The 18,744-nt window shown below is 57.9% G+C and carries 17 protein-coding genes; 7 read left to right on the top strand and 10 right to left on the bottom strand.

The window, feature by feature from the left end; all coding sequences use genetic code 11:
* The first annotated feature begins 54 nt into the window (after positions 1–54).
* Together carA and OS189_RS01145 are read left to right on the top strand one after the other, a co-directional pair.
* Positions 55–1,227 (top strand): glutamine-hydrolyzing carbamoyl-phosphate synthase small subunit, encoded by a 1,173-nt coding sequence (carA, locus tag OS189_RS01150; protein ID WP_267165442.1) that lies wholly within the window; start codon positions 55–57, stop codon positions 1,225–1,227.
* An 88-nt stretch (positions 1,228–1,315) separates the two neighbouring features.
* Positions 1,316–3,193 (top strand): glycosyltransferase family 2 protein, encoded by a 1,878-nt coding sequence (locus tag OS189_RS01145; protein WP_267165441.1) that lies wholly within the window; start codon positions 1,316–1,318, stop codon positions 3,191–3,193.
* On the opposite strand, the gene OS189_RS01140 is transcribed toward OS189_RS01145, so the two are convergent.
* Complete coding sequence (locus OS189_RS01140) at positions 3,190–3,855, bottom strand: GntR family transcriptional regulator (RefSeq protein ID WP_267165440.1); 666 nt, start codon at positions 3,853–3,855, stop codon at positions 3,190–3,192. The two genes, OS189_RS01145 and OS189_RS01140, sit on opposite strands and share 4 nt — an antisense overlap.
* 98 nt (positions 3,856–3,953) lie before the next feature.
* Between OS189_RS01140 and OS189_RS01135 the strand changes: the two genes are divergently transcribed.
* Both OS189_RS01135 and OS189_RS01130 read left to right on the top strand, forming a co-directional pair.
* Positions 3,954–4,598: a pyrimidine 5'-nucleotidase gene (locus tag OS189_RS01135; protein ID WP_267165439.1), complete on the top strand. Its 645-nt coding sequence runs from the start codon at positions 3,954–3,956 to the stop codon at positions 4,596–4,598.
* A gap of 12 nt (positions 4,599–4,610) precedes the next feature.
* Positions 4,611–5,807: a UbiH/UbiF family hydroxylase gene (locus tag OS189_RS01130; protein ID WP_267165438.1), complete on the top strand. Its 1,197-nt coding sequence runs from the start codon at positions 4,611–4,613 to the stop codon at positions 5,805–5,807.
* Here OS189_RS01130 and ispG read toward each other — a convergent pair.
* The 3 genes from ispG to hemA form a co-directional block, all read right to left on the bottom strand.
* Entirely contained in the window at positions 5,804–6,925 is a 1,122-nt protein-coding gene (ispG, locus tag OS189_RS01125; RefSeq protein WP_267165437.1) for a flavodoxin-dependent (E)-4-hydroxy-3-methylbut-2-enyl-diphosphate synthase, read from the bottom strand. The two genes, OS189_RS01130 and ispG, sit on opposite strands and share 4 nt — an antisense overlap.
* A 109-nt stretch (positions 6,926–7,034) precedes the next feature.
* Complete coding sequence (locus tag OS189_RS01120; protein WP_267165436.1) at positions 7,035–8,321, bottom strand: helix-turn-helix domain-containing protein; 1,287 nt, start codon at positions 8,319–8,321, stop codon at positions 7,035–7,037.
* A gap of 123 nt (positions 8,322–8,444) precedes the next feature.
* Entirely contained in the window at positions 8,445–9,668 is a 1,224-nt protein-coding gene (gene hemA / locus OS189_RS01115; RefSeq protein WP_267165435.1) for a 5-aminolevulinate synthase, read from the bottom strand.
* A gap of 203 nt (positions 9,669–9,871) precedes the next feature.
* On the opposite strand from hemA, the gene OS189_RS01110 reads away from it, so the two are divergent.
* Positions 9,872–11,248: a M20/M25/M40 family metallo-hydrolase gene (locus OS189_RS01110; protein ID WP_267165434.1), complete on the top strand. Its 1,377-nt coding sequence runs from the start codon at positions 9,872–9,874 to the stop codon at positions 11,246–11,248.
* A 36-nt stretch (positions 11,249–11,284) separates the two neighbouring features.
* On the opposite strand, the gene OS189_RS01105 is transcribed toward OS189_RS01110, so the two are convergent.
* The 4 genes from OS189_RS01105 to OS189_RS01090 all read right to left on the bottom strand — a co-directional run bounded on the left by OS189_RS01105 (position 11,285) and on the right by OS189_RS01090 (position 14,516).
* Positions 11,285–12,187 carry a glutaminase gene (locus OS189_RS01105; RefSeq protein ID WP_267165433.1) on the bottom strand — a complete coding sequence of 301 codons (903 nt, stop codon included), beginning with the start codon at positions 12,185–12,187 and terminating at the stop codon, positions 11,285–11,287.
* A gap of 160 nt (positions 12,188–12,347) precedes the next feature.
* Positions 12,348–13,472 carry an aminotransferase class V-fold PLP-dependent enzyme gene (locus tag OS189_RS01100; RefSeq protein WP_267166044.1) on the bottom strand — a complete coding sequence of 375 codons (1,125 nt, stop codon included), beginning with the start codon at positions 13,470–13,472 and terminating at the stop codon, positions 12,348–12,350.
* Between the two features lie 136 nt (positions 13,473–13,608).
* Positions 13,609–14,064, bottom strand: a complete 456-nt coding sequence (locus OS189_RS01095; protein ID WP_267165432.1) for an Lrp/AsnC family transcriptional regulator — start codon at positions 14,062–14,064, stop codon at positions 13,609–13,611.
* A complete protein-coding gene (locus tag OS189_RS01090) occupies positions 14,061–14,516 on the bottom strand; it encodes an Lrp/AsnC family transcriptional regulator (protein ID WP_267166043.1) in 456 nt (151 codons plus the stop codon). Before OS189_RS01090 ends, OS189_RS01095 begins: the two co-directional genes overlap by 4 nt.
* Positions 14,517–14,649: 133 nt before the next feature.
* Here OS189_RS01090 and ilvC point away from each other — a divergent pair, with 133 nt between their 5' ends.
* Together ilvC and OS189_RS01080 are read left to right on the top strand one after the other, a co-directional pair.
* Entirely contained in the window at positions 14,650–15,672 is a 1,023-nt protein-coding gene (gene ilvC, locus OS189_RS01085) for a ketol-acid reductoisomerase (protein WP_267165431.1), read from the top strand.
* A gap of 151 nt (positions 15,673–15,823) precedes the next feature.
* Positions 15,824–16,744 (top strand): DMT family transporter, encoded by a 921-nt coding sequence (locus OS189_RS01080; RefSeq protein WP_267165430.1) that lies wholly within the window; start codon positions 15,824–15,826, stop codon positions 16,742–16,744.
* Here the strand turns inward: OS189_RS01080 and folP are convergent.
* Both folP and OS189_RS01070 read right to left on the bottom strand, forming a co-directional pair.
* Complete coding sequence (gene folP / locus OS189_RS01075; RefSeq protein ID WP_267165429.1) at positions 16,734–17,750, bottom strand: dihydropteroate synthase; 1,017 nt, start codon at positions 17,748–17,750, stop codon at positions 16,734–16,736. The genes OS189_RS01080 and folP overlap by 11 nt on opposite strands.
* A complete protein-coding gene (locus OS189_RS01070; RefSeq protein ID WP_267165428.1) occupies positions 17,751–18,674 on the bottom strand; it encodes a dihydroneopterin aldolase in 924 nt (307 codons plus the stop codon). It lies immediately after the preceding gene.
* Positions 18,675–18,744: the final 70 nt, after the last annotated feature.

Raw genomic sequence — 18,744 nt, 5'->3', positions numbered from 1 at the left:
TTTTATTTGTCCACGGGCCGCAATGCGGCCCTCACCCCCGCAAAGGATTTGATCATGGCCACCGCTGCATCTGCCCACCCTACAGCCTGCCTTGCCCTCAGTGACGGAACAGTCTTTTACGGGATGGGCTTTGGTGCCACCGGCCAGACTGTGGCCGAGTTGTGCTTTAACACCGCGATGACAGGCTATCAGGAAATTATGACAGACCCGTCCTATGCCGGGCAGATTGTTACGTTTACCTTCCCCCATATCGGCAATACAGGCACCAACCCCGAAGATGACGAGACCGCCGATCCTGTTGCGGCGGGAATGGTCGTGAAGTGGATGCCGACCGACCCCAGCAACTGGCGCGCAACGCAGCACCTTTCCGAGTGGTTGGCCGCGCGGGGACGTATCGCGATCGGTGGTATTGATACACGCCGCCTGACCCGCGCGATCCGGCAGCAGGGCGCGCCCCATGCCGCGCTGGTCCATGATCCTGATGGCAACTTTGACGTGAAAGCTCTGGTCGCTGCCGCGCGCGGGTTTGCGGGACTTGAAGGGATGGATCTGGCAAAGGATGTCACCTGTGCGCAGTCTTACCGCTGGAACGAAATGCGGTGGGCATGGCCTGACGGATACGCCGAGCAGACGGAACCGCAGCACAAGGTTGTTGCGATTGACTATGGTGCAAAGCGCAACATTCTGCGCTGTCTCGCCTCTGCGGGTTGCGATGTTACCGTTTTGCCTGCAACGGCCACTTATGACGATATCATGGCGCATCAGCCCGATGGCGTGTTTCTGTCCAATGGTCCAGGCGATCCGGCGGCCACGGGCGCCTACGCCGTACCGATGATCAAGGACGTGATTGCAAAGACCGACCTGCCTGTGTTCGGGATTTGTCTGGGGCACCAGATGCTTGCCCTCGCCCTTGGCGCAAAAACCACCAAGATGAGCCACGGCCACCACGGGGCCAACCATCCGGTAAAGGATATGGACACAGGCAAGGTTGAAATCACCTCGATGAACCATGGATTTGCCGTGGACAGCCAGTCTCTGCCCGATGGTGTGCTCGAAACCCACCGCTCGCTTTTTGACGGATCAAACTGTGGCATCCGGATGGAGGGGCGTCCGGTCTATTCCGTACAGCACCACCCCGAGGCATCTCCCGGACCGCAGGACAGCTATTATCTGTTCGAACGCTTTGCCGATGCGATGGCGCAGCGCAGTGCCAAGGAACCCGCATAAGAAATTGATATCGTTTTAAATTAACTTATCGTTAAGTTTTATCTGAAATTGTTCAAACTGGTTCGAAACGATTTCAGGCAGGCCCGCGATGAGCGACCTTTACTTGCGTCTGCCCGACCCGATGGCAGCGACTCCTCCAGTGGAGCAGATGCCGCTGGGGTGGGTCATGGTCAATGCAGGTATCATTACGCAAAGCGATCTGGAGCATGCATTGAATTTGCAGCGCCATATCGATGCGCCATTGGGCGAAATCCTTGTCGCCGAAGGCTTGGCGGACCCAGATGACGTGCTGCAAATGCTGTCGCGGCAGCACAATATCCCCGTCGCCGATCTGACAGCCGACCCGCCCGATCCAAGATTAAGCGCCTGCCTGCCGTCAAGCCTGTGTCTGGCACATCGTTGTGTTCCATGGCTGCGCATTGGTGATGTTCTGCTTGTGGGTACAAACCACCCCGCTGATTTCAACAGACTGCGCGCCTGCATGGGAGAGCGTGGCCGCCGGATGCTGCCTGTGCTCGTGGACGAGTTGGAGATCCGAAGCCATATCAGCACGTTATACGGCGCAGAACTGGCGCAGCGCGCAGCAACGCGCGTGCCTGCGGCCCAAAGCTGCCGCGGTTGGAACCCGAGCTCCCCCCTGCGCAAACCGGTGGCAGTAGCTGTGGTCTGCGCATTGCTTGCAGCGCTGTTTATCGCACCTTTGTGGACCATCACAATCGGGATGCTGTTTGCATTCGCCACACTCGTTTTCAGCACCGTTTTGAAACTGGCCGCATTTATCGCGCAGATATCGAAATTGGTGCAGGTGGACGCAGCACCGGTTGACCGCAGGAGCCCGCCGTTTCCCCTGCCAAAGGTTTCCGTGCTTGTACCCCTTTTACAGGAAAAGGAGATCGCGGGAAAACTGATCCAGCGCCTGACCCGTCTGACCTATCCGAAATCCCTGCTTGAAGTGGTGTTGGTGCTGGAGGCAGATGACACCGTCACACGCGACACCATCGCGCGCACGGATATGCCCAACTGGATGAGCGTTATCGAAGTGCCGAGCGCCAACAACCTTACAACAAAACCGCGCGCGCTGAATTATGCGCTGGATTTCTGCCGTGGTTCGATCATCGGCGTGTGGGATGCAGAGGACGCGCCGGAGCCGGACCAAATTGAGAAAGTTGTCACGCGGTTTCAGGACGCGCCTGAAAATGTCGCCTGTCTGCAAGGGGTTCTCGATTATTACAACCCAAAGGCGAACTGGCTATCGCGTTGTTTTGCCATAGAATATGCAACATGGTGGCGGATGATACTGCCCGGCATTGCGCAATTGGGTCTGGTGATTCCGCTGGGCGGAACAACGCTGTTTTTTCGCCGCAGTATTCTGGAAAAGCTATGCGGATGGGATGCGCATAACGTCACCGAAGATGCCGATCTGGGCGTTCGTCTGGCGCGCCACGGCTATGTGACCGAATTGATCCCGACAGTCACCTACGAGGAGGCAAACTGCCGTGCCTGGCCTTGGGTGAAACAACGCTCGCGTTGGTTGAAGGGGTTTTTGATTACGTGGATTGTTCACATGCGCGCGCCCCGTGCGCTGTTACGTGATCTGGGGTTTATGCGCTTCCTCGGGGTTCAGACGTTGCTGTTTGCAACATTTGCACAATTTGCCTGCGCCCCGTTGCTGTGGTCGTTCTGGATCACGCTCGCGGGGTTCAATCATCCAGTTGCCCTCACGCTGGGTGCGCCGACGGCCAATGTCATGGCATGGGTGTTTTTGCTTTCGGCGGTTTTAAACCTTTTGATTTCAATGGTCGCCGTGTCGCGCGCAGAGCACCGTCATCTAATGGGCTATGTTCTCACCCTGCCATTTTATTTCCCGATGGCCGCCCTGTCAGCCTACAAGGCGCTGAAAGAAATGGTTGCCGCGCCGTTTTATTGGGACAAGACCCAACACGGTGTCACCTCTCATACCGATTAACTTTCGGCCTCGCGCTGCTCCGCCTCCTGCTTCAGGCGCGTGGTAAATGCCACCGAGATATGCGCGCGCAATGCGGCATCTGCGGCATCGCCGTCGCGCGCCTCGATCGCCGATACGATCTTGTCGTGTTCACGCTGCGCGATTTCACCCCGCCCCTGCACCGCGAGCGATGTTGTCGCCATCAACGCCATAGAGCGATGCACAAGATCAAGCTGCTGAACCAGAAAACGGTTATGCGAGGCGAGGTGAATCTGTTTGTGAAACCGTCTGTTTGCACGCGCCAGCGCCGCCGGATGATCCTTCAGCGCGTTATCGGCCTCTACCATTTCGCGCAGCAAACGCACCTCTTCTTCGGTGGCGTTTCGGGCGGCCAGACGGGCCGCAAGGCCTTCCAACTCTCCGCGCACAACGTACAATTCCGCCATCTGGTTATGATCCAGCGAGGCCACGATCAGGCTGCGCCCGTCCCGCGCAAGCAAGGATTGTGTTTCCAGACGCTGCAACGCTTCGCGGATCGGGGTGCGTGACACGCCGAACCTGTCGGCCAGTTCGCTTTCGACCAACCGGTCGCCGGGGCGATAGACGCCGGTATCTATCGCGTCAAGTATCATCGAATAAGCATCGGTGTTACCCGTGCGGCTGCTGGCAGTTGCGGGGGGCATGACAAAGCCCTTTCTCTTGATTTTCCGGCACCCTAGCGAATGCCGCGCCGCGCGCCTACCCCTTGCGTAACATCGCCGGTCAGCCTACCACAGCCCCCATGTCACGAGAAGCTTTTTCCCATATAGATACCTGGGTCTTTGATCTGGATAACACGCTTTATCCGCCAGAGGCGCGGTTGTTCGATCTGATCGAGGTGCGCATGACCGCATGGGTGATGGACGCACTGGGCGTAGACCGTGCAGAGGCCGACCGCCTGCGCGTGCATTACTGGCACACCCATGGCACCACACTGGCCGGACTGATGCGCGAGCATGACGTCGACCCTGCCCCCTATCTTGTCGATGTGCATGACATATCAATGGACAGCCTCACGCCGGACCCGCTGCTGGCCGCGCGCATCCGCGCCCTACCCGGACGGCGCATTGTCTATACCAACGGCTGCGCGCCATATGCCGAGCGTGTGCTGGCCGCGCGCGGATTGTCGGGCCTGTTTGATGCAATTTACGGAGTTGAACACGCAGGTTTCCTGCCCAAGCCCGAGCGCGGCGCGTTTGACGCCATTTTTACCCAAGACAAGCTGACCCCGCGAAGTGCCGCAATGTTCGAGGACGATCCGCGCAATCTGGCAGTGCCGCACGATCTGGGCATGCGCACCGTACATGTAGCCCCCATCCGTGCGCACGCGCCGCATGTGCAATTTCATACCGACGATCTATCTGTGTTTCTGGACACCCTGACCTGAACGAGGCACGCGATGCGTAATACCTGTGACATTCTGATTTCCGGCGGCGGCATTGCAGGCCTTACGGCAGCCGCTGCATTCGGTAGCGCAGGGTTCAAGGTGATTTGCGTCGATCCGACACCGCCCGTTACCGATGGCGGGGCCGAGGGTGCCGATCTGCGCTCGACTGCGATGCTGCAACCGGCGCGGGATTTGCTGATACGTGCAGGGCTTTGGGACGCGCTGGAACCGCACGCAGCCGCGCTTCAGATCATGCGGATCATTGATGCAGGTGGCGCGGAGCCCGCACCGCGTGTCATCCGCGAATTTGATGCTTCCGAGATTTCGGACCAGCCGTTCGGCTGGAACTTCCCCAACTGGCTGTTGCGGCGCGAGATGCTGGCCCGCATCGACCAGCTTGAAACAGTAAGTTTTCGCGCAGGCATTGGCACGGCACGGCTGTTTACCCGTGTGGGTGGCGCGAAGGTCACGCTCAGCGATGGTGCGCGCATCGACACGCGACTGGTAATCGCGGCAGACGGGCGCGCATCTGCGATGCGAACGGCGGCTGGGATTGGCGTGCACACCCAGCGCTACGGTCAACGGGCGCTGGTGTTTGCCGCAACCCATTCCGTGCCGCATGAGAACGTCTCGACCGAGATTCACCGCACCGGTGGGCCGTTTACGCTGGTCCCGCTACCTGATCACAACGGGCTGCCCTGCTCGGCCGTGGTCTGGATGGATGACGCGCGTCTGGCGCAGGACCGTATGGATATGGACACCGAGGCGTTCGAGGCAGCAGCGACCCTGCGTTCGTGTCACCATTTCGGCGCCCTGAAACTGGTAAGCCGCCGCCAGTCGTGGCCCATCATCACCCAACACGCCGAACGGCTGAACGCCGAGCGTGTCGCGCTGATTGCAGAGGCTGCACACGTTATGCCCCCCATTGGCGCGCAAGGGCTGAACATGTCACTTAATGATATCGCGACCCTGCTGGACCTTGCGCAGGAGCGCCCCGACGGCTTGGGCGATGCCGAGATGCTGGAGGCGTATCACAAGGCCCGTTACGGCGATATTACGCTACGGGTGCGCGGCATCGATCTGTTGAACCGCGCCAGTCAGGCCAGCAGCACAATCGCCCGTGATGCCCGTGCAGCGGGGCTGAGCGCGCTCTATGGCGCGGCGCCCGTGCGCAGATTACTGATGCAGATGGGGCTGGGAATGCGCTAGGCCTCTTTGGCCTTCTCTGCCTCGATCAATTCGGCGCGCGCTTCCACCTGCTCGACAATGTGATCAATCATCTTCGCATTGTCCATCTTGTGGCTTTGTTTGCCCGCCAGATACACCATACCCGAACCGGCGCCACCGCCGGTGAATCCCACGTCTGTCATCAACGCCTCGCCGGGGCCGTTCACGACACAGCCGATGATCGACAGGCTCATCGGGGTTTTGATGTGTTCCAGACGTTGTTCCAGCGTTTCAACCGTTTTGATCACGTCAAACCCCTGCCGCGCACACGACGGGCAAGAGATGATATTCACGCCCCGATGCCGCAGCCCCAGCGATTTGAGGATTTCGAAACCCATTTTCACTTCTTCCACCGGATCGGCAGACAGAGACACGCGGATCGTGTCGCCAATGCCCATCCACAGCAGATTGCCCATGCCAATGGCAGATTTCACTGTGCCCGATATCAGCCCCCCCGCCTCGGTAATACCAAGGTGGATCGGCGCGTCGGTCGCTTCGGCAAGCTGCTGATAGGCGGCGGCGGCCATGAACACGTCAGAGGCTTTGCAGCTGATCTTGAATTCGTGGAAATCATTGTCTTGCAGGATTTTTATGTGATCCATACCGGATTCAACCATCGCATCGGGGCATGGCTCGCCGTATTTGTCGAGCAGGTGCTTTTCCAGACTACCAGCATTCACACCGATACGGATCGAACAATTGTTGTCGCGCGCGGCCTTGATCACTTCTTTAACCCGCTTTTCATCCCCGATGTTGCCGGGGTTGATGCGCAAACACGCCGCGCCTGCCTCTGCGGCTTCGATCCCGCGCTTGTAGTGGAAATGGATGTCGGCCACGATGGGCACAGGGCTTTCGCGCACGATCTCTTTCAGCGCCTTGGAACTGTCCACATCAGGGACCGAAACCCGCACGATATCGGCACCCGCATCGGCGGCGGCCTGAATTTGTGCAATCGTTGCGCGCGCATCAGTGGTGAGCGTGTTCGTCATGGTCTGCACAGTAATCGGTGCATCGCCACCAACAGGCACATTACCCACCATAATCTGACGCGATTTGCGGCGATATATATTGCGCCATGGACGGATATGATTGAGCGACATGTGAGCCTCACTAGACAGTTCAGACATGCTCTACCTAGCTATGCGAACACGCAGCTGCAATGCGAAGCTGGGGAAAATACGATGATGTGACCGTTCGTGCCGCGATCTTTTACTGGCCCTGCTCGGGTAATGCAGCAGCACCTGCGCGCAATTCGGCGACCAGCGTTTCAAGCGCGCTGTCCTGACCGGGCTGGGCAGGTTCGTACCGTTCTGCCAACGCCTGCTGTTGCAGGGGGACATTGGAGGTCACGCTACCACGCCCGCCAACGGGACCAAAAAATTCGCCGTTCATCACGAAATACACCGCGCCGCTTTGACCTGTGCGCAGCACAGGGGCTTCTTCCAGCGCGGGCACATCAAATGTGTCGCCCTTCTGCATGACCTTTTCGAAAATGTTGGTTCCGTCAGCTGCGGTCACGCGCACCCAGGTTTCACCGGTGGCGACAACCTGCACTGCCGGCGCAGGGCCTTCCAGAACTTGCGGTACGGTCATACCTGCCGTGGCAACGGGCGTTTCCATTGCGTCATTTACCGCCCCGTCCACGGCGCTGGCAAATGACGTTGGAGCACGGTCCACGGATTGATTAGCGGCCAGTGCAACAGGAGAATCAAAATAGCCACTGGTACGCGGGTCAAGCGAGGCTATGGGCGCATCGCGCGCAACGAGCACAGGCACGTCAAGGGCAGCAGGACGGTACAATCGGTCCAGCGCTTCCACGCGCGGAGCATCCTCCAGCGCAGCTGGTGTTTCGATATTGCCATCCTGCGCAGGTTGCGAGGACGCACCAGCTTGCAAAGGATCAAGATCGGACAGAACCACAGGCGTCTGATCCACAGGCGATACCTGCACACGCTGCACTTCTTTCAAAACCGACCAGCCACCGAAACCGATGCCGCCAATCAGCGCAACAAGGATTAGCGTTGAACCGATCGCCGCGGGTTCGATCCGCGAAAAGAAACCATCGCTGTTTGGTGCAAAAGGCAGCACCGGACGGGAAAAAATATCATGCTCTGTGGTCTGACGGCTCAGCCGTTCTTCGCGTGTGGGCTTTTTGACAACAGAGGCTTCGGCAGACATGCCATGCGCCACGCTGAACCCGCTTTCATTACAAAACGCATCGAACGCCTTGTCAGGGTCCATGTTGAGATAGCGCGCATAGGAGCGCACGTAACCTGCAATAAATCCGGGGGTATCAAAAGCATCGGGATCGGCATTTTCAATCGCTGCGATATAGGATGCCTTGATCCGCAATTCGCGTTGGACATCAAGCAATGACTTGCCGAGCGTGGCACGCTCTCCGCGCATCAAATCACCAAGCCGCAGTTCAAACCCGTCGAACCCGGAAGGCTTGACTGCTTCGGTTTCGGCGGTCTTGATGGCCCAACGTCCAATCATATCAATGCCCTAGTCAACTATTTGTGCCTGTATGCCCTTTAACTACCATATAACATGATTCGTCATGGCTTTTGTTAGGCAAAACGTAACACAGTGCAAATAAATTAGCGAGATATTGACGACTTATCCCGCTTGTTCGGCGCGATTCAGCGCACAGTGCGCCCACAACCCGTCCATCGCCTGTACCAGCGCATCCATTTCACTTGGGCCGTGAACCGGTGACGGTGTAAACCGCAGCCGCTCGGTGCCGCGCGGCACGGTGGGAAAATTGATGGGCTGCACGTAGATGCCATATTCATCCAGCAACATATCCGATAGCAGCTTGGTATGGACAGGATTGCCCACGATAACCGGTACAATATGGCTGCCGTGATCGATGATCGGCAGACCAAGCCCTTTAAGCCGAAGTTTCAGCGTTTTCGCTTGCTGTTGGTGTTTTTCCCGCAGTTCCGGCGCGCGCTTCAGATAGGCGACCGACGCCGCCGCACCTGCTGCCACCGCAGGCGGCAAGGACGTGGTAAAAATGAAACCCGGCGCATAGGAGCGGATCGCATCACACATCTTTTCCGATGCGGCGATATATCCGCCCATGACGCCATAAGCCTTTGCCAGGGTTCCGTTGATGATGTCCAGCCGGTGCATCAGGCGGTCCCGTTCGGCCACCCCTGCCCCGCGCGGGCCGTACATGCCAACAGCATGCACTTCATCAATGTAGGTCAGCGCGCCGAATTCATCCGCCAGATCGCAGATTTCCTCGATCGGGCCGAAATCACCGTCCATCGAATAGATTGATTCAAACGCAATCAGCTTGGGCAAATCGCTGTCGTCCGCTTCCAGCAACTCACGCAGGTGATCCAGATCGTTGTGGCGGAAAATACGCTTGGCACCGCCGTTGCGGCGCACCCCTTCGATCATGGAGGCGTGGTTACGCTCGTCCGAGTAAATGATCAGCCCCGGAAACAGCTTCGGTAGCGTTGAGAGTGTAGCATCGTTTGCAATATAGGCAGACGTAAACAGCAGCGCCGATTCCTTGCCGTGCAAATCGGCCAGCTCGGCCTCAAGGCGCTTGTGATAGACTGTGGTTCCGGAGATGTTGCGCGTCCCGCCAGAACCCGCACCTGTGGCCTCAATCGCCTCGTGCATGGCCTCGCGCACAACCTGATGCTGGCCCATGCCCAGATAGTCATTACCACACCAGACAGTGATATCCTGTTCGGTGCCATCCGGTTTGGTCCAGACAGCATGGGGGAAGTTGCCATTGCGGCGCTCGATATCGATGAACGTGCGGTAACGCCCCTCATCGTGAAGGCGGGTCAGTGCCCGATCAAGCTGTTCCGAGTAGGTCATTGCGCATCTCCGTCATTGTAGTGCGCCGCGCGCGGGCATCTAACAGGTATATGTGTCGAATATAGAATGGTTCCAAGCGCTTCAATACGCAAAGGCGCGCTTAGTGTCGCAGGCCATGTTTCCCATCGGAAAACCCCGCCACTGGACAAGACATTCGCGCCTGTTAGGGTCGCCCCAAATTCCCTTTTTCCAGGAGCTACCCAATGTCGCTTGACGCTGTCCTTGCCAGAATTGACGAAGATCTTCCCGCCGCTACAGAACGCCTGCTGGACCTGCTGCGGATCAAATCGATCTCGACCGATCCTGCCTTCAAACAAGATTGTGATGAGGCCGCCGACTGGCTGGTGGCAGACCTGCAAAGCCTTGGGATTGATGCACAAAAGCGCGCCACACCCGGCCATCCGATGGTTGTGGGGCATGTGGGGCCGGAAAACGGCAAGCCGCATCTGCTATTTTATGGCCATTATGATGTGCAGCCTGTTGATCCGCTAAACCTATGGGATCGCGACCCGTTTGATCCTGCAGTAGAGCAGACAGATGCAGGCCCCGTCATCCGTGGCCGCGGCGCAGCGGACGATAAAGGCCAGCTTATGACGTTTCTTGAAGCTTTTCGCGCTTGGAAAGATGTAAAAGGCGACTGGCCCTGCCGCATTACCTTCTTTTTCGAGGGCGAAGAAGAATCAGGCTCGCCCTCATTGATTCCGTTTATGAAGGAACATGCCGACGAATTGCGCGCCGACTTTGCAATGATCTGCGACACCGGCATGTTCCAAAGCCGTACGCCCTCGATTGTGACAATGCTGCGCGGATTGTTGGGCGAGGAACTGACCATCACCGCGCCGGACAAAGATCTTCACAGCGGCATGTTCGGCGGCATCGCACAGAACCCGATCCGCGTGCTTTCACGCATCATCGCAGCCCTGCACGACGATCAAGGCCGCATCACAATACCGGGTTTTTATGACGGCGTGCCGGAACTGTCGGACGAGCTGGAGGCGCAGTGGCAGGGGCTTGCATTCGATCATGCCAAATTCCTGGGCGATGTTGACCTGTCCGTTCCCGCAGGCGAGCAGGACCGCACCCCGCTTGAGATGATCTGGTCGCGCCCCACCTGCGAGGTCAACGGCATTGGTGGTGGTTATCAGGGGGACGGTTTCAAAACGGTACTACCCTCGCAGGCCAGCGCGAAAATCTCCTTCCGCCTTGTCGGCGATCAGGACCCCCATGCGATCCGCAAGAATTTTCGCAAAATGGTGGCCGACATGCTGCCGCCTGATTGCACCGTTGAATGGACTGATCACGGCACCGGACGCGCCTCCAGCACCCCGACCGATGATCCGGTTTTTGCCAAATCACTCAAGGCGCTGAGTGATGAATGGGAAGTTCCCGCAGCCTACATCGGCTGTGGCGGATCAATTCCCATTGCGGGGCTGTTTCAGGAAATTCTTGGCACCCCTCCTGTGCTCATCGGCTTTGGCAAGGACGACGACCAAATCCACTCTCCCAATGAAAAATATGATATGGAAAGTTTCCACAAAGGGATCCGCTCTTGGGCACGGATACTGGACGCCATTACCTGACCCGCTCTGCACGGCGTGCAAAACCACGCCGTGCAATCAGAACACCGACCAGTCGGTCGCGCGCGACAGCATCTCGGCCGCGCGCGTTCCCGCATTTGAATTGCCGTAATGGTTCAACCCCGGTGACCAGATCGCGATAGACGCAACATTGGGCGCGATGATCAATATCCCCCCGCCCACACCGCTTTTCCCCGGCAGGCCGACCCTGAAGGCGAAATCACCTGATCCGTCATAATGGCCACAGGTCATCATCAAAGCATTCACCCGCCGGATATGCTCGTGCGAGATAATTTTCGGTGCGCCGTCAAATCCTGCCAGCGACCGCCCCGCCATTGCCAGTTGCTCGGTTGTCATTTCGATTGCGCACTGGTGATAATATGTTCCCAGCGTCTGCTCGGGAGTACATGACAGGTTGCCATGGGATTTCAGATAATAGGCCAGCGCCATATTGCGCGATCCCGTTTCCTGCTCCGACGCGGCAACTGATTCATTGATATAGATGTCCTCCGATCCCGACATATCCTTGACCAGGGTAAGTATCTCGGCAAGTGCCGTGCGCGGTTCGCGCCCCGACAGCAGCGCGTCCGTGGTAACAATCGCGCCGGCGTTTATGAACGGATTGCGCGGACGCCCCCGCTCTTTTTCCAGCAACACAACCGAGTCAAACGAAGTTCCCGAAGGCTCTCTTCCCACCCTGCTCCAGAGTTGATCACCAACACGCCCCAGCGCCAGCATCAGCGAGAAAACCTTGGAAATACTCTGGATCGAAAACGGCTTGCTCGCCGATCCGGCGCTGACCGTGCGGCCGTCAGCCAGACAAACGCTAACTGCGAACTGTTTGGGGTCAATGCCCGCAAGTTCGGGGATGTATTGCGCAGGTTGCCCCCAATCGTTCTGATCAAAAATCTCGGCCACGATAGGTTTGAGCAATTCTTCCAAGTCAGTCTCCCTGCGCAAATAATTCTCAGGCGCAGCGCGAGCCGCGCAGACATCTAGAACCGGCTAATAGATGGCTTGTACCGGATCAGCGGCACAAGCCCAAGTGTCTCGCTGCGATGTCATGGCAACGCACCGATCTCGGCCGCGTTGCTTGCGTTACCTACAACACCTTGTCCACAACCGCCTTAAGCCGCCCCAGCGTGGCATCGACATCGTAGAGCTTGTCCAGCCCGAACAACCCGAGACGGAAAGTGCTGAAGCCGTCAGGCTCTCCCACTTGCAGCGGGACACCAGCAGCGATCTGCATGCCCTCAGCGGCAAACGCCTTGCCCGACTTCACGTCAGGATCATCTGTATAACAAACGACAACACCGGGTGCGCCGTAACCGTCGGCAGCGACGGATGTGATACCCTTTTCGGCCATCATCATCCGCACGCCATCCCCCAGCTTCCATTGCGCCTCTTTCAAGCGGTCGAAACCGTATTCTTGTGTTTCGATCATGGTGTCGCGGAATACGCGCAGCGCATCGGTCGGCATTGTAGCGTGATAGGCGTGTCCGCCATCCAGATAGACCTGCATGATCGCATGCCACTTGGCCAGATCAAGCGCAAAACTGTCGGATTGCGTTTCGCCCAGCCGCGCAACGCCGCGTTCTGACAGCATCACCAAACCCGCACAGGGCTGCGCACTCCACCCTTTTTGCGGGGCCGAGATCAGCACATCAACGCCAAGCGCCTTCATATCCACCCATGCGCAACCGGAGGCAATACAATCCAGCACCATCAATGCGCCAACATCATGCGCCGCAGACGCCATCGCGGTGATATAGTCATCGGGCAGGATCACGCCCGCCGATGTCTCTACATGCGGGGCAAAAACAACTTTCGGTTTTTCTTTCCGGATCGCCTCGACCACATCTTCAATCGGCGCAGGCGCATAGGGTGCAGGGGTGGCATTGCCCTGCGCACGCGCTTTCAGCACTGTCGCTTTACCGGTCAATCCACCGGTCTCGATGATCTGGCTCCAACGATAGGAAAACCAGCCATTACGCACCACAAGTACCTCTTCGCCGCGGGCGAACTGGCGGGCCACCGATTCCATCCCGTACGATCCGCCACCCGGAACGATCACAGCCGATTGCGCGCCATAGACTTCACACAGCATCGCGTGAATGTCGCGCATCACCTGCTGGAACGTACCGCTCATCGAATTGAGAGAGCGATCCGTGAAAACAACCGAAAATTCCTCTAACCCTTGCGGGTCTACCGTATCAAGCAACGCCATATTCAGACCTTTCATCAACAATTGGTCTTCTGAATAGGAACTGCGCAGATACAAGGCAAAGTCTATCTGGGTGTACCGTGACCATATTCCGCCCACTCCACGCCCGACTGCGGAACAAAGTTTCCTTTAGCGAACGCTACAGCGGCCCCGCCAGTCGTTCCTCGCTCAATAGCACGTTGGCCTCTACCTCCCCCGCTCCCGGCAGCGTCATTATCCGCCGCCGCAACACCCGCTCGAAATCGGGCAGGTTGCGCGCCACGACACGCAATCGATAATCATATAGGCCCAACACATGCTCGACGGTTTGCACTTCGGGGATTGCGGTCACCGCGCGTTCAAAATCCTCAAGGCTGACGCGCCCCCGCAATGCCAGCTTTACGCCCAGAAAGACGGTCACGCCAAAGCCGAGCTTTTCCGCATCCAGCTTCAGATGACGGCCACGGATCACCCCTGCTTCCTCCAGACGCCGAATGCGCCGCCAGGTCGCTGGCTGGCTTAACCCGAACCGCTGCCCCAAAGCGGCGGTGCTTTGCCCTGCGTCCCGCGCCAGCGCCCGCAGAAGTCTTGCATCGGTATCATCCAGTCGGGTCACAGCGGCACCCCCTGGCTGGTCTTTATTCGCGCCACATGCATCAACGCCTCGATCTCGGAGATATGCGGCAGCATTAAAATCTGGTTGCGGTAGATTTCCTGATAATGCGCCATATCGCGGGCAATGATCGACAGGCGCACATCCACGCGCCCCAGAAACGTCTGCAATTCTATCACTTCCGGCACGTTGCGCGCCTGCGCCATGAAGGCATCAAAGGCGTTGCCTTGGGTTTTGTCCAAAGTGACCCGCAACGACACTTCGACCGCATAGCCCAACGCAGCCCAGTCGATAACAACGCCGACGCCTTTCACCACACCCAGTTCCTGCATCCGCGCGATACGACGTGTCGCACGGCCAGTGGTCATCCCCGCCCTTTCCGCCAACTCGCCCTGACTAAGGCTCGGCTCGGCCTGCCAATAACGCAACAAGCGGCGATCATCGTCATCAAGCATGATTTTTCCAAAGTTATTGAATTTCACGCATAACTCTTTTTCTTTTGGCTGTAAATATCCATGTAACTACACTTCAATCACGCCTGACTTCGGATAGTGTCCGCCACAGAACCCATATCAAAGGAACAAACCCATGCGCGTATATTATGACCGTGACTGCGACGTAAACCTCATCAAGGACGCCAAGGTTGCGATCCTCGGCTACGGCTCGCAGGGTCACGCCCACGCCCTCAACCTGCGTGATTCAGGTGCAAAAAACCTCGTCGTAGCGCTGCGCGAAGGCTCGCCTTCTGCTGCAAAAGCCAAAGGCGAAGGTCTGGAAGTAATGGGCATCGCAGAAGCCGCAGCATGGGCTGACGTGATCATGTTCACGATGCCCGACGAACTTCAGGCAGACACATATAAAAAATATGTCCATGACAACATCCGCGAAGGCGCCGCTATCGCGTTTGCCCACGGTCTGAACGTCCACTTTGGCCTGATCGAGCCAAAAGAAGGCGTTGACGTGATCATGATGGCCCCCAAAGGCCCCGGTCACACAGTGCGCGGTGAATATGTCAAAGGCGGCGGCGTACCTTGCCTCGTTGCGGTAAACCAGAACGCTTCCGGCAAAGCGTTGGAAATCGGCCTATCCTACTGCTCCGCCATCGGTGGCGGACGTTCCGGCATCATCGAAACAGACTTCCGCGAAGAATGTGAAACAGACCTGTTCGGCGAACAGGCCGTTCTGTGTGGTGGTATTGTCGAACTGATCCGCATGGGCTTTGAAACACTGGTCGAGGCAGGCTACGAGCCTGAGATGGCCTATTTCGAATGCCTGCACGAAACAAAACTGATCGTGGACCTGATCTATGAAGGCGGCATTGCCAACATGGATTACTCGATCTCCAACACAGCCGAGTATGGCCAGTACGTATCCGGCCCGCGCATCCTGCCCTACGAAGAGACAAAGGCCCGCATGAAAGATGTTCTCAGCGACATCCAATCCGGTAAATTTGTTCGTGATTTCATGTTGGAAAATTCTGTCGGCCAGCCAACACTGAAAGCTTCACGCCGCGCTAATGATGAACACCAGATCGAGATCGTCGGCGGCAAGCTGCGCGACATGATGCCGTGGATTTCAGCTGGCAAGATGGTTGATAAAACCAAAAACTAAATCTGGAATTCAGATTTTGAAAAGGCCCGGGATCACCTCGGGCCTTTTTTTTGCTTTGTGATGGGGCAACAAGCTTTGCGTATGTTGTGAAAGCGACGTCACTTGTAAAGGCGCCCTTGCCCTGCGGCTCCGTTTACTCCTATCTGTGCTGATGGACACTCCCCCACGGATCACCCCGCTCAGCTGGCTCATGGTAGCAATCCTCGGCTTCACGTGGGGCGGCACATTTATGGTGACTGAAATTGCGCTGGGCGAAGGCATGCCGCCCTTTTGGCTGGCGGCTTCCCGCGTGACCATCGCAGCCGTTCTGATGGGCGTAATCTGGACGATAATGGGACGGCCGTTATTCACCGAAAAAACGACACCCGCCGCCAAGCGGGATATGCTGATTATCGGTGGCCTCAGTTCGACGGTGCCGTTTTCCCTGCTGGCTTGGGGCCAGCAACACGTGACCTCGGGATTTGCTGGCGTGTCCATGGCCGCAGTTGCCCTGATAGTCTTGCCAATTGCCCATTTCACCATTCAAGGTGAAAAGATGACGCCGCGCAAAACCATCGGTTTTTTGATCGGATTTATCGGGGTGGTTATCCTGATCGGTACGCAAGCCTTCGTGTCAACAGGCGCGAGCCTGGAAACAGCTGGGCGGATTGCCTGCGTTCTTGCTGCCAGTTGCTATGCGGTCGGCTCCATCATGCTGCGCCGCCTGCCCGCTGCGCATCCGATCGGCCTTGCCACCGTCTTATTGATCATCGGCGCAGTGATGACCATACCACTGGCGTGGACAATCGAAGGGCCACCGCCCCTACCAACACCCACACTTTTTTTGGTTCTTGCTTTTCTGGGGCTGGTTCCTACCGCTGGCGCCAATTTTCTGCGCGTTCTGGTTGTACGCAGTGCGGGGCCGGTATTTATGTCCCTCGTAAATTATCAGGTTCCTGTCTGGTCGGTGATACTAGGGGCGCTGATACTCGGAGAACCATTGCCGCGATCCCTGTTGCTGGCCATGGCGTTGATCTTGCTGGGCGTCGGCTTGAGCCAGTATGGCGCAATAAAACGGCTGTTTAACCGCTAGCCGCCCACGCTCCCCGAACACTCGCCTGCCAGAGCGCAACCGCCTGCGCAGTCTGCGCAACATCATGCACACGCACAATCTGCACACCCTGTGCAATCCCCGCCAATGCTACCGCAATTGATCCCGCTGCGCGGTCACCAGCATCAACGCCACCGCCAATTGTTCCGATAAACCGCTTGCGGGATGCTCCCAGCAACAGCGTCACACCCAGACTGTGAAACAGGCTGAGCCGCGCCAGCAACGCCAGATTGTGATCGAGCGTTTTTGCAAACCCGATCCCGGGATCAGCGATTATATTGTGTCGCGCAATGCCCTTGTTTTCCAACGCGGCAATCCGGCCTTCAAGGAAATCATAAACCTCAAGCAGAACGTCATCGTAACGCGGATCATTGTCCATGATCTCGGGGTCAACGGGGCCATGCATAACGCAGACTGGCACCTGCGCCGCCGCCGCAACTGCCGCCAGTTCTGGGTCAAAAGTGAAACCGGACACATCATTGATGAGGGTGGCTCCTGCCGCCAGTGCCGCCCGCGCGACATCGGCCTTGCGCGTATCAACAGAAATCACTCTGTCGAAGCCTTGGGCACGCAGTCCTGCGATCACAGGTACAATGCGCGCAATCTCCTCGTCCGCGCCTACAGTCTTTGCGCCGGGGCGGGTTGATTCACCACCAATATCAAGAATATCCGCGCCTGCCTGCGCCATCGCCAGCCCGCCAGCAATGGCATCACTTGCCACCGCGTGCAGCCCTCCATCGGAAAAGCTGTCAGGTGTGGCATTTACGATGCCCATGATTTGCGGACGCAACGCAATGTTCGCCCGCTCGTCCAGCAATGCCGCCTTTACCTGATCGGGTATTCGCTCCGCGTTGATCACCTTTGAGGCAGAGCCGCGGCGCAACACCTCTACGTGAGTGAACCACCCCCAGCCGCCTGCAAGCAAAAGGGCAGAGGCCGGACTGGCATCATCGGACTGTACAATCGGACGGTAATAGGATCGCGTCATCTACAGCGTCTCTTGGTCTGCAGACACCGCGCGCAGGGGAACTGCGGTTGTCTCGGGCAGCTGCGCCCCGATCACCAGCATTTCACGCGCCTCGAATGTCGATGCAAACCACGCCGCAAGGGCAACCGCATCACGCGGGCTTGCACCTGCGGGATCAACGCTATCAAGCACAATCTTGGACGGGGCCCAAACGCTGGTCTGGCCATTCTTCATCGCCCAGTCCAATTCGGTACGTGTCTCAACCACCACGCAGCGCTCATCTCGTGCCGCCAGCACCCACGCATTTTGTTCAATCGCCAGCAGATCAATCCGGCGCTGGGCCATCTTATGCGCAACACTCGGCGGGGGAAGATCGGACGCGCCTACACACAGGATCAGGGGCTGCCCCTGCCCGTGCAACTGGTCCAGCCAGTTTTTTAGATGTGGCGATGCAATGGCGTCATTGCTTAGAAAAACCAGTTCGGGATGGGGGGCAGGCTCCGGCGCGATTTCGGCAGGGGGCGCACCATCGCGCGCGCGCACAATCTCCACACCCAACGCTCCCGGACCCCGATCCAGCTTTTCGATGCGCACAAATACCCGCATCGCCTGCGGCTCCAGCAAAATCCGCTCTGCGATACGCGCCGCGAGGGTTTCCAGCAGGGCCAAACGCTCTACTGCCAGTTCCGCCTGAATGGCCTCTGTCACGCGATCATACGACAAGATGCGATCCACATCATCGTCGATCTCGCCAACCAGCGGTTGTACCTCGACGACGATGTTGAAGCAGACGCGCTGCGTTACCCCCCGCTCAGCCTGAAACGCGCCGATCTCGACTTCTACGATATGATCGCGCACCGAAATGCGGTCTAGCACGTCATCGGTGGATGTCGCGGCGGAACGCTCGGACGGATGGGCAAAGGCAAGGCGCGTCTCAGACGACATAAATAATGCTCCCGCAGGCTGTTTTGGCGGGTTTATAGCGAACCCCGCCGATCGTACAGGGCGACAAACG

It is taken from the genome of Sulfitobacter sp. F26169L (assembly GCF_026410285.1).
Classification (GTDB): Bacteria; Pseudomonadota; Alphaproteobacteria; order Rhodobacterales; family Rhodobacteraceae; genus Sulfitobacter.
This window is presented reverse-complemented; position numbering and strand designations above follow the sequence as displayed.